This is a genomic window from Streptomyces sp. GL_148, assembly GCF_057834205.1.
In genome coordinates, this window is sequence record NZ_CM174396.1 from 7,741,771 (window position 1) to 7,757,047 (window position 15,277).

Below are 15,277 nucleotides of genomic sequence, written 5' to 3' on the forward strand. Positions count from 1 at the left end.
GGGATCAGCACGTTCCTAATCAGGAGAGGCCGGGGATGAGGGAGATGAGCAGGTCGATGATCTTGATGCCGATGAACGGGGCGATGAGGCCGCCGAGTCCGTAGAGGCCGATGTTGCGGCGGAGCATCTGATCGGCGCTGGTCGGCTTGTACTGGACGCCCTTGAGGGCGAGCGGTACGAGGGCGATGATGATCAGCGCGTTGAAGATGACGGCGGAGAGGATCGCCGACTCGGGGGAGTGCAGGCCCATGATGTTGAGCTTGTCCAGGCCCGGGTAGACCACGGCGAACATGGCCGGGATGATCGCGAAGTACTTCGCGACGTCGTTGGCGATGGAGAAGGTGGTCAGGGCTCCCCGGGTGATCAGCAACTGCTTGCCGATCTCCACGATTTCGATGAGCTTGGTGGGGTTGGAGTCCAGGTCCACCATGTTCCCGGCCTCCTTGGCGGCCGAGGTGCCGGTGTTCATCGCGACGCCCACGTCGGCCTGGGCGAGGGCCGGGGCGTCGTTCGTGCCGTCGCCGGTCATCGCGACGAGCTTTCCGCCGGCCTGTTCCCGCTTGATGAGGGCCATCTTGTCCTCGGGCGTCGCTTCCGCGAGGAAGTCGTCCACGCCCGCCTCCTCGGCGATGGCCTTGGCGGTCAGCGGGTTGTCGCCGGTGATCATGATGGTCTTGATGCCCATGCGTCGCAGCTCGTCGAAGCGTTCGCGCATGCCCTCCTTGACGACATCCTTGAGGTGGATGACACCCAGGACACGGGCCCCCTTGTCGTCCTTGACGGCGACGAGGAGCGGAGTGCCGCCCGCTTCCGAGATCTTGTTGGCGAGCATGTCGGCGTCGTCGGAGACCTCGCCGCCCTGCTCCTTGACCCAGGTGATGACCGAGCCGGCCGCGCCCTTGCGGGTCTGCTTGCCGTCGACGTCCACGCCCGACATACGGGTCTGGGCGGTGAAGGCGATCCAGTCGGCGTGGGCCTGTTCGCCCTGGTGGCGTTCGCGCAGTCCGTACTTCTCCTTCGCGAGGACCACGATCGAGCGGCCCTCGGGGGTCTCGTCCGCGAGGGAGGAGAGCTGCGCGGCGTCGGCCAGTTCCGCCTCCGTCGTGCCCTTGACCGGGACGAACTCCGAGGCCTGACGGTTGCCGAGGGTGATCGTGCCCGTCTTGTCCAGGAGGAGAGTGGAGACGTCGCCGGCGGCCTCGACCGCGCGGCCGCTCATAGCGAGAACGTTGCGCTGCACGAGCCGGTCCATGCCGGCGATGCCGATCGCGGAGAGCAGAGCACCGATCGTCGTGGGGATCAGGCAGACCAGCAGCGCCGTCAGCACGATCATCGACTGCTCGGCGCCCGCGTAGATCGCGAACGGCTGGAGGGTGACGACGGCGAGCAGGAAGACGATGGTGAGGGACGCCAGGAGGATGTTGAGCGCGATCTCGTTGGGCGTCTTCTGCCGGGCCGCGCCCTCGACCAGCGCGATCATCCGGTCGATGAAGGTTTCACCCGGCTTCGTCGTGATTTTGATGACGATGCGGTCGGAGAGGACCTTCGTGCCCCCCGTTACGGCGCTGCGGTCGCCGCCCGACTCGCGGATCACCGGAGCTGACTCACCCGTGATGGCGGACTCGTCCACGGAAGCGACGCCTTCGACGACGTCCCCGTCGCCGGGGATGATGTCGCCCGCCTCGCAGACCACCAGGTCGCCGATACGCAGCTCCGCGCCCGGGACCTGCTCCTCACCCTTGCCGTCCTTGGTCAGGCGGCGGGCGATGGAGTCGGTCTTGGCCTTGCGCAGCGTGTCGGCCTGGGCTTTACCGCGGCCCTCCGCGACGGCTTCCGCGAGGTTCGCGAAGATGGTGGTCAGCCACAGCCAGACGGTGATCGCCCAGCCGAACCAGTCGTTCGGGTCCTTGATCGCCAGGACGGTGGTGACCACCGAGCCGATCAGGACGACGAACATGACGGGGGATTTGATCATCACCCGGGGGTCGAGCTTGCGGACGGCGTCCGGGAAGGACTTCAGCAGCTGCTTGGGGTCGAAGAGGCCGCCGCCCACGCGTCCGCTGTCCGGCTTGTGTCCGGTGGGCACGTCCTGGTGCGGAGCCCTGGTAGGTGTGGCGGTGCTCATGATGCGAGCCCTTCGGCGAGCGGACCCAGCGCGAGGGCCGGGAAGTAGGTCAGACCGGTGACGATGAGGATGGTGCCGACGAGCAAGCCCGTATAGAGGGGCTTGTCGGTACGGAGCGTGCCCGCGGTCTCGGGTACGGGCTTCTGCTCGGCGAGTGAGCCGGCCAGCGCGAGGACGAACACCATGGGCAGGAAGCGGCCGAGCAGCATGGCGATGCCGATGGTGCTGTTGAACCACTGCGTGTCGGCGTTCAGCCCGGCGAAGGCGGAGCCGTTGTTGTTGGCACCCGAGGTGTACGCGTAGAGGATCTCGGAGAAGCCGTGCGCCCCGCTGTTGGTCATGGAGTTGGCCGGGGTGGGCAGGGCCATCGCCGCGGCGGTGAAGCACAGCACCAGGGCCGGGGTGATCAGGATGTAGCAGGCCGCGAACTTGATCTCGCGGGTGCCGATCTTCTTGCCCAGGTACTCCGGGGTGCGGCCGACCATCAGGCCGGCGATGAACACGGCGATGATCGCCATGATCAGCATGCCGTAGAGGCCGGAGCCGACGCCGCCGGGCGCGATCTCGCCGAGCTGCATGCCCAGCAGCTGGATTCCGCCGCCGAGGCCGGTGTAGGAGGAGTGGAAGGAGTTGACCGCGCCGGTCGAGGTCAGCGTCGTGGCGACCGAGAAGATCGCGGAGGCACCGATGCCGAAGCGGGTCTCCTTGCCCTCCATCGCGCCGCCGGCGGCCTGGAGCGCGGGGCCGTGGTGCGCGAACTCGGTCCACATCATCAACGCGGTGAAGCCGATCCAGATGGTGGCCATCGTCGCGAGGATCGCGTAGCCCTGGCGCAGGTTGCCCACCATGCGCCCGAAGGTGCGGGTGAGTGACAAAGGGATGAGGAGGATCAGGAAGATCTCGAAGAGGTTCGAGAAGGGGCCCGGGTTCTCGAAGGGGTGGGCCGAGTTGGCGTTGAAGTAGCCGCCGCCGTTGGTGCCCAGCTCCTTGATGACTTCCTGCGAGGCGACGGCGCCGCCGTTCCACTGCTGGGTACCGCCCAGGAACTGGCCGACCTCGTGGATGCCGGCGAAGTTCTGGATCGCACCGCAGGCGACCAGGACGATCGCGCCGATCACGGAGATGGGCAGCAGGATCCGGACCACTCCGCGGACCATGTCGGCCCAGAAGTTGCCGAGTTCACCGGTACGGGAGCGTGCGAAGCCCCGTACGAGGGCGACCGCGACGGCCATGCCCACGGCGGCGGAGACGAAGTTCTGCACGGCCAGGCCGCCGGTCTGTACGACGTGGCCCATGGCCTGCTCGCCGTAGTACGACTGCCAGTTGGTGTTCGCGACGAAGGACGCGGCGGTGTTGAAGGCCTGGTCCGGGTCGATCGCGGAGAAGCCGAGCGAGCCCGGAAGGATGCCCTGGGCCCGCTGGAGGGCGTAGAGGAAGAGGACGCTCACGGCGGAGAAGGCGAGGATGCTGCGCAGGTAGGCGGGCCAGCGCATCTCGGCGGTGGGGTTGGCGCCGACCGCCTTGTAGATCCACTTCTCCGGCTTGTAGTGCTTTTCGGAGGAGTAGACGCGGGCCATGTAGTCGCCCAGCGGGCGGTAGGCCAGTGCGAGCGCTGCAATCAGTGCGAGGAGCTGGAGCACACCAGCGAGAACGGGACTCATCGGTGGCTAGAACCTCTCCGGGTACACGAGGGCGAGGATGAGGTATCCGAGCAGGGAGACGGCCACGACGAGGCCGATGATGTTTTCGACGTTCACAGCTTGGTCACCCCCCGGGCGATGAGGGCCACCAGCGCGAAGACCGCGACCGTGGTGACGACGAAGGCCAGATCGGCCACCGTGAGCTCCTGGATGAAGAGGGAAGAGAAGAATCGGCCAGACGGCCGATGACGAGACAACCGTGTCTTCACCTCGGCGTTAAGACGTCTTGACGGTGTCCATACGGCCGTCAAGGAACTCTTAACGCCACACTTACGCCAGGGGCCGTGAACGGCCGGTCAACCGCCGGTCAACCCCGGTGGGACAGGCCGGCCGTGTCCAGGGCGGCGCCTGCCTGCGCGGCCAGCGCGACCGCCACCAGGCGCGCCTCTTCGGAGGGCAGGGGCCGGTCCGGCAGCGGGTCGAGGAGGAAGCGGCCGTAGTAATGGCCTCCGCCGACGACCCGCAGTTCGGTTTCCCCGTCCGGCCAGTCCGCGTACTGCGTGATCCGGCCGCCGCGCCGCAGCCACAGGCTCCCGTCGCGCTCCAGCCGGGGCAGGCACCCCATGAGGCTTCCGTACTCGAAGCGGCAGGCGCGCAGCCCCAACAGGCCGACGAGCTCCCGGCGCACTTGCTCGACGACCGCCTCTGGTGAGCCGCCGTCCTCAACCAGCCGTGCGGTTCCCTGGAGGCTGGACAGGTGCGCGGCGTCGGTGACCACGACCATCTGGAGGCGCCGTACGCGTACGGCCAGTTGCGAGACGATCAGCCCGACGGCGAGCAGTAGGACAGCCGTCTGGATCTCGTAACCGTCGGCGATGGTGAACCGCTGGTAGGGCCTGGTGAGGAAGAAGTCGAACCAGGCGGCCGCCGAGAGCGCGGCCAGGGCGCCGGCCGCCCGGGTGCCGAGCGCGGCGACCGCGACCACCGCGACGACCATGATCAGAGCCTCGTTCGTCGCCGAAAGATCCCCGCGGAACGGTACGAGCGCGAGCGCCACGAGGAAGGGCGCCACGAGCGCCGCGAGCGGGACGGCGCGGTCGTGGAGTCGGTACCCGGACATGTGATGCCTCCTGTCCCCACAGCAAGCCTTCCCTCGCCGCAGGGGGAGTTCACGCACCCCGGCCACGTCTTGACGCATCTCATACGACTTGCCGAGCCCGGCGTAAGGAGCGCAAGAAGACTGGGGCGCCGGTCGTATGGATTGCGCCAAGAGCACTGGTCATCCAGCCTCGTCGTCCGGACGCTGTCCTCACTTTGTCCAACGGAGGAACAGCGAAGATGTCCATGCACATGGGAAAGTCGGCCACGGCAGGACGGGCTCCGGCCACGGAGGAGCCTCCTGATACCGGCGTGCGGACGCGAGCGGCGGGGGACCGGCACCGGTTGACCGCCCTCCAAGGCCTGGCCGCGCTGTCGCTCGACGCGATGGCCTCTGTCGCGTATGGACCCGAGTCGATCGTGCTCGTCCTGGCGGCGGCCGGTGGGTACGGCCTTGGTTTCACCCTCCCTGTCACGCTGGCGATCGCCGCGCTCCTGGCCGTACTCGTGGCCTCGTATCGGCAGGTGATCGCCGCGTTCCCGGACGGCGGGGGCTCGTACGCCGTCGCGAAGAGGTACCTGGGCCGGCGAACGAGCCTGGTGGCGGCGGCCTCGCTGATCCTCGACTACGTGCTGAACGTGGCCGTCTCGGTGACCGCCGGCGTCGCCGCCCTGACCTCGGCCTTCCCGGGGCTGTACGGGGAGCGGGTGTGGATCTGCCTCGGCGTGCTCATCCTGGTCACGGCGGTGAACCTGCGCGGGGTCGTGGAGTCGGCCAAGGCCTTCCTCGTCCCCACCGCCGTGTTCGTGGGCTCGATCCTGGCCATGGTCGTGGTCGGCCTGTTCCGTCACGGGCCGGTGAGCACCGCCTCGGCCGACGGGCACGCCTCCGCGCTGGGGGAGGGCGCCACCACGGTCGGTGCGCTTCTGCTGCTGAAGGCCTTCGCCGCCGGCTGCTCCGCCCTGACCGGAGTCGAAGCCGTCGCCAACGCCGTGCCGTCCTTCCGGGCCCCGGCCGCCCGGCGGGCCCAGCGCACCGAAGTGGCGCTCGGCGCCCTGCTGGGCGTGATGCTCATCGGGTTGTCGGTCCTGATCGCCCGCTTCCACCTCCAGCCGGTCGAGGGCGTCACCGTCCTCGCCCAGCTCGCGGACGCCTCCTTCGGGCACAACGCGGCCTTCTACGTCGTCCAGTTCGCCACCGTGCTGTTGCTGGCGCTCGCCGCGAACACTTCCTTCGGCGGGCTCCCGGTCTTGATGAGCCTGCTGGCCCGCGACAACTTCCTGCCGCACGTCTTCGGCCTCAAGGCGGACCGGCAGGTGCACCGCCACGGAGTGGTGTGGCTGGCACTGGTATCCGCCGTCCTGCTGGTGTTCTCCGGCGGTGACACCAACACCCTCGTCCCGCTCTTCGCGATCGGCGTCTTCGTCGGCTTCACCATCTGCCAGGTCGGCATGGTCCGGCACTGGTGCGGCGAGCGTCCAGTCAGCTGGCGGGCGAAGGCGGCCCTCAACGGCTTCGGTGCGCTGCTGACCGGAGTCTCGGCGGTCGTGGTCACCGCCACCAAGTTCACCGAGGGCGCCTGGCTGATCGTCATCGCCCTGCCGCTGATCGTCCTCGGATTCGAGAAGATCCACCGCACCTACGCCCAGATCGGCGAGCGCCTGGAGCTCGGCCGTATCCCGCAGGCGCCCCGGCGTACCCGCTCCCTGGTCGTCGTACCGGTTTCCGGGCTGTCCCAGCTGACCTGCCAGGCCCTGACCGCCGCACGCTCGCTCGGCGACGAGGTCCTCGCGGTGACGGTGACCCACCCGGCCCCCGAGGACCAGCAGTCGGCCGAAGCCCTGCGCCGGGACTGGGAGTTGTGGAAGCCCGACGTCGAGCTGATCGAGGTCTCCTCGGACGCCCGGTCGCTCGGCCGTCCGGTGTCGGCGTATGTCCGCGAGCTGGCGCGGACACACCCGGACGCCCAGGTGACCGTTCTCATCCCGGAGACCGAACCCGCCCACCTGTGGCAGCGGATGCTGCAGAACCAGCGCGGTTCCGTCGTCGCCCACGCCGTACGCCGTGACACCGACGCCGTCATCTGCCGACTGCGTCTCCGTATCGCTGGTGACGTGCGCTGACCTGCGTTGACGTAGCCCTGACGGATGCTTGACGCATCTCGTGCGCCGCCGTCAAGACGGTGCCAATTCCTCCGAGTGCATGGGGGGACAGCTCGAAAACGGGCGGTAGTTTCCTGCTTGTTGCGCCGCCGGGGGCCTCGATCACTCACATGACGGCCGAGGGGGTCCATGGAGTAGTCCCCGGCGGCGATACCCCTCTCTCACGCACCCCTGCCAGGCCTGCCGGCAGGGGTGTCTTGCCGAAGTCGAACTCACCAGAAGGTCCTTTCATGGCTCCCGCCGCCGCGCAGCACGTTCCTCCGGGTCTCGGAACCCCTCCGAGGGCTCCGGTCAAACGGCCGTCCCGGAAACGCGCCGGGCAGGGAGACGTGCTGGAGCCCGAGCTCCTCGCGGCCTCCGCCCGGGAGGCCGTGGGCAAGCTCCACCCGCGCGAACTGGTCAAGAAGCCGGTGCTGTTCGTCGTCGCGGTCGGATCGGTCCTGACGACGCTCTCGGCGCTCATCCACCCGTCCGTCTTCACGTGGGTGATCAGCGTCTGGCTGTGGCTGACCGTCCTGTTCGCCAACCTCGCCGAGGCCGTCGCCGAAGGCCGGGGCCGCGCTCAGGCCGAATCGCTGCGCAAGGCGCGTACGGACACGGTCGCGCTCCGGCTGAACCACTGGACGTACGGGGCCAACCTGCGCCGCGCGGAAACCGAGGCGGTGACCCCGGCCGAACTCCAGCCCTTCGACTTCGTGCTCGTCGAGGCCGGGGAGCTGGTCCCGGCCGACGGGGACGTGGTCGACGGCGCCGCAATGGTGGACGAGTCGGCCGTCACGGGGGAATCAGCTCCGGTACTGCGGGAGTCGGGCGGCGACCGGACCGGTGTCACGGGCGGTACGACCGTCCTGTCGGACGCGATCGTCGTACGGGTCACCTCGCGGCCCGGCAACAGCTTCATCGACCGGATGATCGCCCTGGTCGAGGGCGTCACCCGGCAGAAGACCCCGAACGAGATCGCGCTCAACATCCTGCTGGCAGCCCTGACCGTCATCTTCATCCTGATCGTGGTCACCATCCAGCCGATGGCCGCCTACGCGGGCGCCGCCCAGTCCACGACCGTCCTGGTGGCTCTCCTCGTCACGCTCATCCCCACCACGATCGGTGCCCTGCTCTCCGCGATCGGCATCGCCGGCATGGACCGCCTGGTCCAGCGCAACGTCATCGCGATGAGCGGCCGCGCCGTCGAGGCGGCCGGTGACATCAACACCCTCCTCCTCGACAAGACCGGCACCATCACCCATGGCAACCGTGAGGCCGCGGCCTTCATCGCGCTCCCCGGTGTCGAACACATCAAGCTCGCGGACGCCGCCCAGCTGTCCTCCCTCGCCGACGAGACACCGGAAGGCCGCTCCGTCGTTGCGCTGGCCCAGCAGTACGGACTCCAGCCCGCCGCCCCCGAAGACCTCAGCAACCCCCGCTTCACCGAATTCAGCGCCCGCACCCGAATGAGCGGCCTCAATCTGAGCTGGGACAACGGCGCCGGCTGCGCCATCCGCAAGGGCGCGGTGACGCAGGTCTGCGACTGGGTGGTGGCACGCGGCGGGACCGTACCGTCCGAGGCCGCCGACTGGTCGGCGGCGGTGTCCGAGTCCGGCGGCACCCCGCTGTTGGTGGCGGTCCACGACTGGGACGGCCCGCGGGTCCTCGGCATCATCCACCTCAAGGACGTGGTCAAGGACGGCATCCGCGAGCGGTTCGCCGAGCTGCGCGCCATGGGCATCCGCACGGTCATGGTGACCGGCGACAACGAGCTGACGGCCCGGGCCATCGCCGCCGAGGCGGGCGTCGACGAGTACCTCGCGGAAGCCACCCCCGAGGACAAGCTCGCCCTCATCAAACGGGAACAGGAGGGCGGAAAGCTCGTCGCGATGACGGGCGACGGCACCAACGACGCGCCCGCCCTCGCGCAGGCCGACGTAGGGGTGGCGATGAACACCGGCACCTCTGCCGCCAAGGAGGCCGGGAACATGGTGGACCTGGACTCCAACCCCACCAAACTCATCGAGATCGTGGAGATCGGCAAGCAACTCCTCATCACCCGAGGAGCCCTGACCACCTTCTCGATCACGAACGACGTGGCCAAGTACTTCGCGATCATCCCCGCGATGTTCACCGCGGCCTACCCTGGCCTCGGCGCGCTCAACATCATGGGCCTGCACAGCCCGACCTCCGCGATCACCTCCGCGATCATCTTCAACGCCCTGATCATCGTCGCCCTCATCCCGCTCGCCCTGCGCGGCGTCCGCTACCGGCCCGCCTCCGCGCACGACCTGCTACGCCGCAACCTCGGCGTGTACGGCCGCGGTGGCCTGATCCTGCCGTTCGTCGGCATCAAGCTCATCGACCTGCTGGTGTCCACGATCCCCGGCCTCGGCTGAAGTCCGTCCCCGCTCCTCGTGTGGAGGACGCCTTCGGTTTGGGTGCCATGCCGGTCGCTAAGCCGCCGGGGGACTGCCCGCGTTAAGGACACGTCAGGATTCGCTCAGCTGCGTGCATAGGTGATCAGGCTGCGTACGCTTGCTCCGCCGTCGATGTCGATGGCTGATTCTTTGCCGTACGACAGGAGCCCACCACGATGGCCACCCCTGCCCGCTCCTCGCGCCTGCGGGCGTGGATGCTGGAAGGCTTGACCGCCGAGAACAGTTCGCCCGCCGCGAAGGAGGCGGCGGCCCAGCCGCACGGCCGTCCGTGGTGGCGGGTCATGTGTCTGACGGGTCTCGACTACTTCTCCACCCTCGGCTACCAGCCCGGTATCGCGGCGCTCGCGGCCGGACTGCTGTCGCCGCTGGCGACCATCGTGCTCGTCCTGCTCACCCTCTTCGGCGCGCTGCCCGTGTACCGGCGGGTGGCGGAAGAGAGCCCGCACGGCGAGGGCTCGATCGCCATGCTGGAGCGGCTCCTGACGTTCTGGAAGGGCAAGCTGTTCGTCCTGACCCTGCTCGGGTTCGCGGCGACCGACTTCCTCATCACCATCACCCTCTCCGCCGCCGACGCCACCGCGCACCTGGTGGAGAACCCGCACCTCACCAGCACCCTCCACGGGCACGAGGTGCTGATCACTCTGATCATGGTCGCGCTGCTCGGCGCCGTGTTCCTCAAGGGGTTCAGCGAGGCCATCGGCGTGGCCGTGGTCCTGGTGGCCACCTATCTCGGCCTCAATGTGATCGTCATGGCCGTCGGCGTGTGGCAGGTGCTGAGCGAACCGCATGTCATCACCGACTGGTCGCAGGCGCTGACCACCGAGCACGGCAACCCGTTCATGATGATCGCGATCGCGCTCGTCGTCTTCCCCAAGCTCGCGCTGGGCATGTCCGGTTTCGAGACGGGTGTTGCGGTCATGCCGCACGTCCAGGGCGATCCTGACGACACTCCCGACAGGCCGGCGGGCCGGATCCGCGGCACGAAGAAGCTGCTCACCACGGCCGCCGTGATCATGAGCGTCTTCCTGATCGTCTCCAGCTTCATCACCACCCTGCTGATTCCCGCCGACGCGTTCAAGACGGGCGGCGAAGCCAACGGACGTGCCCTCGCCTTCCTGGCCCACGAATACCTCGGCTCGGCCTTCGGCACCGTCTACGACATCTCGACCATCCTCATCCTCTGGTTCGCCGGTTCCTCGGCCATGGCCGGCCTGCTGAACCTGATGCCGCGCTACCTGCCCCGCTACGGCATGGCCCCGCACTGGGCCCGCGCCCTGCGCCCGATGGTCATCGTCTTCACCCTGATCGCCTTCCTGGTGACCTGGATCTTCAACGCCGACGTCGACGCCCAGGGCGGGGCGTACGCCACCGGCGTCCTCGTCCTGATCACTTCGGCGGCCGTCGCGGTGACCATCGCGGCCCGCCGGGCGGGCGAGCGCGGCTGGACCATCGCCTTCGGCGTGATCTCGGCGGTCCTCGTCTACACCACCGCCGTCAACGTCGTAGAGCGCCCCGACGGCGTGAAGATCGGCGCCTGCTTCATCGCCGGCATCATGGCCCTCTCCCTCCTCTCCCGCCTCGCGCGCGTCTTCGAGCTGCGCGTCACGGACGTGGAACTGGACGACATGGCGCAGCGCTTCATCCGCGACACGTCCAACCGCACGATCCGCTTCATCGCGAACGAGCCCGACAACCGGGACCTGGAGGAGTACCGGCAGAAGAAGGAACAGATCCGCGCGGACAACGACATCCCGCCCGGCGACGACGTCATGTTCGTCGAGGTCACCGTCCTGGACGCCTCGGAGTTCGAATCCGGCATGCGGGTCCGCGGCGAAGTGCTCCACGGCCGCTACCGCGTCCTGACCCTGGAGAGCTCCAGCATCCCCAACGCCCTGGCCGCGTTCCTGCTCCACGTACGCGACGAGACCGGCCAGCGCCCCCACATCTACTTCGAGTGGACCGAGGGCAACCCGATGGCCAACTTCCTGCGCTTCTTCCTCTTCGGCCAGGGCGAAGTCGCCCCCGTCACCCGCGAGGTCATCCGCGAGGCCGAACCCGACCGGGCCCGCCGCCCGCACGTCCACGCCGGGTGACGTCCGGAATCGGTGATCCGGCGCCAAAAAGCCGACAGGAATCCCGCCGGACCCTCGCTTGGACGAGGATTCGGCGGGATTCTCACTCCTGTGACCCCTTTCTGGCGTCCCGCCCGGCATCCGCACGACCCCATTGGCCCCCGGGGCGGCCGGCCTGACCGTCATCGCCTCCGGCGCGGTCCTCGATGCCTTGCGGCTGCTCGGCATCGGCGTCTGGGCGGTCATCGCCGCGATGGTGGTCGAGCTCGGCTACCGGCCTTGGCGCTAGCCGCCGATGTCCCGGCTGCGGAAGTCCTCCAGCGTCTCGGTCCACGAGGAGGCGGGCCGTCGCCTCGTGGACCGAGACGACCGCCGGGCGGCCGACGAGGTTGTAGCCGGAGGCCATGGACAACTGGTGGGCGCCTGCCACCGGTACGGCGAAGCAGGTCGCCGGGGTGGATATCGCCGGGCAGCTCCACGCCGCCTCGCCAGTTCCTGGGGCACCCTCCCGACGGCGGAGGGCAAGGCCGTCTGGTTCGCCCTGCCGTTGCCCTCACCTCGACGCTGACTGCCACGGCCGGTCGCCTGGTGTGTGCCCCGTACGGTAACGACGGGCCCTCGACCACGACTTCGGGCACGGCCGCGCCCCTCGCGCGTGGGGCCCGATGGGCCCGAGGCCGGGGCCGGACGGCACTGACCGAAGGGGGAAGGCCGAGGCCAGACTGGGGCATGTGAAGGAGGGGTTCCACATGAGCCGTCTCACGTCCCGTCCGGTCGTCGATGTCGTGGTGAACAAGCGAGGTCCGGTACCCGAAGGGGCATCCGAGTAGGCGCAGGAGAAGCTGCTCTCCGTGATCGGACATGTCGGCTCGCCGGTCCTGACCATCCGCACGCAGCTCACGCAGTCGGCCAATTCGTCCGCAAGCCGTCCCGCCACCGCTCAGGCCATGGTGGACGTGGGCGGGCGTCCGGTGGGAAGCGTCGCATCGGGGCGGATGGTGACGGCGGGGCTGGTCATCAGTTCCTCGGCGCGGACCGAGCCGGCCTTCGCGGTTTCGCCGAGGCGTCGCATCTGCTCGATGAGACCCGGGCGGTGTGCGTGGAATTCCTCTTTCGGGAGGAGGTCGGCCTCGGATACCACGCCCACGACACGGCCTTCACCCTCGATGACGGGGACCGCGGTGACCTTCCAACGCTCCATCGCGGCGACGATCTCCTTGAAATCGGTGGTGGGCGTGACGGTGGTGACGGGCGTCGTCATGACGTCCTTGACGGTGTAGGGCGTGGAGGGCATGACTGCTCCTCGCATGCGTCGGGTCCTGTCCCGCCTGGCGCGGTTCAGGGTGGTCGGGGGCTTCCAGCTCTTCCCCCTCAGACTGCCGCCGGGTCCCAAGCGCCGGGAGGGCCTTCCAGTGCACACCTTGGGGACCATCCGGACCGGGTCGGCGGACCAGGAGGGACCTACCCCCTGGGGTCTCCTCGGGTAGACGGGCACGCGTGCGGGCCACCTTGCCCAGGGCCGGGACCTTCGCAGTGCGGGCCGAACGGCCCCAGCCGGGGGCCGATGGCCCCAAGCACACTTGCCACCTCCCCGAGACAGTGAGGTCGGACAACAGCGGACCGACACCAGGGGAGAATCGTCATGACTGCCAAGCGGGTCCTGGTCGCCTACGGAACCAAGCACGGTGCGACCGCCGGTATCGCGACGGAGATCGGCAAGACTCTCCGTGAGGACGGCCTGGAGGTCGTCGTCGTCCGCGCGGGCGAGGTGGACGACGTACGCGGCTACGACGCCGTCGTGCTCGGCGGCGCCCTGTACGCGGGCCACTGGAGCGGCGAGGCCAAGAGTTGCGCGGATCGCAACGAGATCAACCTCAAGCACCGCGCCGTCTACCTGTTTAGCAGCGGTCCTGTCGACAGTTCGGCCGAGCAGCACGACATCCCGCCGGTGCCGGGGGTGGCCAGGGAGATGCAGAGGCTCGGCGCGCGGGAGCACATCACCTTCGGCGGCAGCATCGGGGCGGGCACACCTGGGTTCATCGCCCGGGCGATGGTCCGTGCGGGCAGGGGAGGCGATTTCCGCAACCCCGAGCGGATTCGGACCTGGGCTCACCACATCAGCGCCGAGCTCGGCCCCGCCTGCTGAGAAATCCTCATCGGCCTCAGTGCCTGGGAGGCGGAGAAGCGCGGCGCCGAGAAGGAGGAAGCGCACCGCCACCGAGTGACGGTGACAACGGTGGCGCGGGCGGAACGCGCGGCGCCTTCCCGCTTCGCCGACACTCCGGAGGCAACGGCGCGGGCCGCCTGGGAGTTTCCCGTCGGCCACCGCCACACCGAGACCGTAGGGATTCCCCTCCGCACGCCCCTGGGAGCCACGGCGACGATCTGGGCCGACGACGCGGGCGCCGAGGCGACGCCCCCACCGTCCCGAAACGAGGCCGCCTCGTTCGCCGTGGCTGTCGGATTGGCTTCCTTCGCCCTGCTGGCCCTGTCCACCGTCGGCATCGTCCACGTCCGGCTCCGACATGTCGAGGCACGCAGCCTGGAGCAATGGGGCCGTGAGTGGGAGCGCTTGGAACCCTACTGGTCCGGACGGCTGCGCGAGGAACACGAAATCGAGGAGGACTGATCCGTCGGCCCTTTACGAACGAATGCCGCAGTATCCCGATTCACCTCACCGGCCATCGTTACTGCCCAGGCAGCGGGGACAGCCGGGGACGGGGCGGGCCGTCACCGGATTTCCAGGACTTCGGCGACGGGGCGGCGAGGGGTCGCCGGTCCCTGGGGGCCGTAGCCGAGTCGGATGACCATCTGGACGTGGCCCATGCCGGCGAGGGGATCGCGTGCTGTCCAGCGCAGCTCAGGCCATTCGAGGGGCTGCGAGGTCATGGAGGTGGCGAGGCCGTCCGCGGTGGCCTGGAGCAGGATCCGCTCGAGGGCCTGTCCAGCCCGCAGCCAGTCCTCCGGGGTATCACCCGATGTGCCCAGCAGCGCGATCTGCGGCCGCTGCTCGAAGGCTGCCCAGGCCCGGCCGGGTACCGGCTTGTCGCGGCCGAAGTCACGCACAGTGGCTCCTGGGCCGGAGGGGAGCGGGCCGAACGCCTCGGCCGGGATGCCGTCGGGCCGGGTCGCCTCCGCCGCTGTGCCGGTGTGGGTCCAGGCCGTGGTCTCCGCCCGCGCGGCGGGGTCCATGTCTTCCCGATGCTCCGAGTCGTGGACCAGGCCGAGGAGCGTTTCCGTGTGCCAGGAGTCCGGGACGACGAGGCGGCAGCCTTCGAGGAGGGCTGCGGACCGGAGGCCGTCGAGCAGCGCGGGCGGAATCTCCTCGTCCGTGAACGGGAAGCGGCTCGTGTGACGGCGCCGCAGGGCCGGGTGCAGGGCGGCGAGTTCCTCGTCGGTGGCCGGGGCGGGCCGGAGCAGGACGGTGGCGAGGAACCACGGGTCGCCGTCGTCGGGCAGTGTCTGTACGAGGGTCTCCCAGTCTGTCCGGGCGGCGGACACGCGCAGGTTGAACAGTGCGGCGGCGCAGCCCAGGTGGAGGGCCCGGCGGTCGGGGTCGGTGTGCGGCATCGCCCGGCCGGGGTCCCCGTGGAGTTCGATCGTCCCGGAGCCGGAGCGGTAGACGAACCGCCAGGGCTGGGCGTTGTGCATGGAGGGTGCGGTGACGGCGTCTTCGACGAGGCGGGTGACGGTTGCGCTGTCCGGGTGCGGGGTGGTGGCCATGGGACTTCCTGACTGCGAGGCCGGTCTCGGCCG

General features: G+C 69.1%; 13 protein-coding genes and 1 pseudogene. 6 read left to right on the forward strand and 8 right to left on the reverse strand.

Annotation, left to right across the window (positions count from 1 at the left end):
• Positions 1-19: 19 nt before the first annotated feature.
• From kdpB (AC3IYI_RS35000) to AC3IYI_RS35020, 5 genes are all read right to left on the reverse strand, one after another.
• Positions 20-2,125, reverse strand: a complete 2,106-nt coding sequence (gene kdpB, locus AC3IYI_RS35000; protein ID WP_489407449.1) for a potassium-transporting ATPase subunit KdpB — start codon at positions 2,123-2,125, stop codon at positions 20-22.
• Positions 2,122-3,786 carry a potassium-transporting ATPase subunit KdpA gene (gene kdpA / locus AC3IYI_RS35005; RefSeq protein WP_489407450.1) on the reverse strand — a complete coding sequence of 555 codons (1,665 nt, stop codon included), beginning with the start codon at positions 3,784-3,786 and terminating at the stop codon, positions 2,122-2,124. Before kdpA ends, kdpB (AC3IYI_RS35000) begins: the two co-directional genes overlap by 4 nt.
• A gap of 6 nt (positions 3,787-3,792) precedes the next feature.
• A complete protein-coding gene (kdpF, locus tag AC3IYI_RS35010) occupies positions 3,793-3,882 on the reverse strand; it encodes a K(+)-transporting ATPase subunit F (protein WP_489407451.1) in 90 nt (29 codons plus the stop codon).
• Positions 3,879-4,022, reverse strand: coding sequence for a hypothetical protein (locus tag AC3IYI_RS35015; protein WP_489407452.1), 144 nt, complete (start codon positions 4,020-4,022; stop codon positions 3,879-3,881). The genes kdpF and AC3IYI_RS35015 overlap by 4 nt, the downstream gene beginning before the upstream one ends.
• Positions 4,023-4,132: 110 nt before the next feature.
• On the reverse strand, positions 4,133-4,885 hold the full coding sequence (locus AC3IYI_RS35020; protein ID WP_489407453.1) for a DUF4118 domain-containing protein: 753 nt from the start codon (positions 4,883-4,885) through the stop codon (positions 4,133-4,135).
• A gap of 218 nt (positions 4,886-5,103) precedes the next feature.
• On the opposite strand from AC3IYI_RS35020, the gene AC3IYI_RS35025 reads away from it, so the two are divergent.
• The 4 genes from AC3IYI_RS35025 to AC3IYI_RS35040 all read left to right on the forward strand — a co-directional run bounded on the left by AC3IYI_RS35025 (position 5,104) and on the right by AC3IYI_RS35040 (position 11,810).
• Positions 5,104-6,987 (forward strand): APC family permease, encoded by a 1,884-nt coding sequence (locus tag AC3IYI_RS35025; RefSeq protein WP_489407454.1) that lies wholly within the window; start codon positions 5,104-5,106, stop codon positions 6,985-6,987.
• A 269-nt stretch (positions 6,988-7,256) separates the two neighbouring features.
• The gene (gene kdpB, locus AC3IYI_RS35030) at positions 7,257-9,407 is read left to right on the forward strand and encodes a potassium-transporting ATPase subunit KdpB (protein ID WP_489407455.1); all 2,151 of its coding nucleotides are present in this window, start codon (positions 7,257-7,259) and stop codon (positions 9,405-9,407) included.
• Between the two features lie 197 nt (positions 9,408-9,604).
• A complete protein-coding gene (locus tag AC3IYI_RS35035) occupies positions 9,605-11,542 on the forward strand; it encodes an APC family permease (RefSeq protein ID WP_489407456.1) in 1,938 nt (645 codons plus the stop codon).
• Between the two features lie 133 nt (positions 11,543-11,675).
• Entirely contained in the window at positions 11,676-11,810 is a 135-nt protein-coding gene (locus AC3IYI_RS35040) for a hypothetical protein (RefSeq protein WP_489407457.1), read from the forward strand.
• Here the strand turns inward: AC3IYI_RS35040 and AC3IYI_RS35045 are convergent.
• Both AC3IYI_RS35045 and AC3IYI_RS35050 read right to left on the reverse strand, forming a co-directional pair.
• Positions 11,807-12,000 (reverse strand): annotated as a pseudogene (locus tag AC3IYI_RS35045) (diaminopimelate decarboxylase); the annotation flags it as partial. The gene AC3IYI_RS35040 and the pseudogene AC3IYI_RS35045 overlap by 4 nt on opposite strands.
• A 461-nt stretch (positions 12,001-12,461) precedes the next feature.
• A complete protein-coding gene (locus AC3IYI_RS35050) occupies positions 12,462-12,815 on the reverse strand; it encodes a CBS domain-containing protein (protein WP_489407458.1) in 354 nt (117 codons plus the stop codon).
• A 348-nt stretch (positions 12,816-13,163) separates the two neighbouring features.
• Here AC3IYI_RS35050 and AC3IYI_RS35055 point away from each other — a divergent pair, with 348 nt between their 5' ends.
• Together AC3IYI_RS35055 and AC3IYI_RS35060 are read left to right on the forward strand one after the other, a co-directional pair.
• Positions 13,164-13,667: a flavodoxin domain-containing protein gene (locus tag AC3IYI_RS35055; protein ID WP_489407459.1), complete on the forward strand. Its 504-nt coding sequence runs from the start codon at positions 13,164-13,166 to the stop codon at positions 13,665-13,667.
• Between the two features lie 9 nt (positions 13,668-13,676).
• Positions 13,677-14,150 (forward strand): Rv1733c family protein, encoded by a 474-nt coding sequence (locus tag AC3IYI_RS35060; RefSeq protein ID WP_489411786.1) that lies wholly within the window; start codon positions 13,677-13,679, stop codon positions 14,148-14,150.
• A gap of 101 nt (positions 14,151-14,251) precedes the next feature.
• On the opposite strand, the gene AC3IYI_RS35065 is transcribed toward AC3IYI_RS35060, so the two are convergent.
• Entirely contained in the window at positions 14,252-15,244 is a 993-nt protein-coding gene (locus tag AC3IYI_RS35065) for an Acg family FMN-binding oxidoreductase (protein WP_489407460.1), read from the reverse strand.
• Positions 15,245-15,277 lie beyond the last annotated feature (33 nt).

Coding starts and splice junctions, on each gene's coding strand:
- kdpA (WP_489407450.1), bottom strand. CDS start 3,786: ATGAGTCCCGTTCTCGCTGGTGTGCTCCAGCTCCTCGCACTGATTGCA.
- AC3IYI_RS35020 (WP_489407453.1), bottom strand. CDS start 4,885: ATGTCCGGGTACCGACTCCACGACCGCGCCGTCCCGCTCGCGGCGCTC.
- AC3IYI_RS35035 (WP_489407456.1), top strand. CDS start 9,605: ATGGCCACCCCTGCCCGCTCCTCGCGCCTGCGGGCGTGGATGCTGGAA.
- AC3IYI_RS35065 (WP_489407460.1), bottom strand. CDS start 15,244: ATGGCCACCACCCCGCACCCGGACAGCGCAACCGTCACCCGCCTCGTC.
- AC3IYI_RS35050 (WP_489407458.1), bottom strand. CDS start 12,815: ATGCCCTCCACGCCCTACACCGTCAAGGACGTCATGACGACGCCCGTC.
- AC3IYI_RS35025 (WP_489407454.1), top strand. CDS start 5,104: ATGTCCATGCACATGGGAAAGTCGGCCACGGCAGGACGGGCTCCGGCC.
- kdpB (WP_489407455.1), top strand. CDS start 7,257: ATGGCTCCCGCCGCCGCGCAGCACGTTCCTCCGGGTCTCGGAACCCCT.
- kdpB (WP_489407449.1), bottom strand. CDS start 2,125: ATGAGCACCGCCACACCTACCAGGGCTCCGCACCAGGACGTGCCCACC.
- AC3IYI_RS35055 (WP_489407459.1), top strand. CDS start 13,164: ATGACTGCCAAGCGGGTCCTGGTCGCCTACGGAACCAAGCACGGTGCG.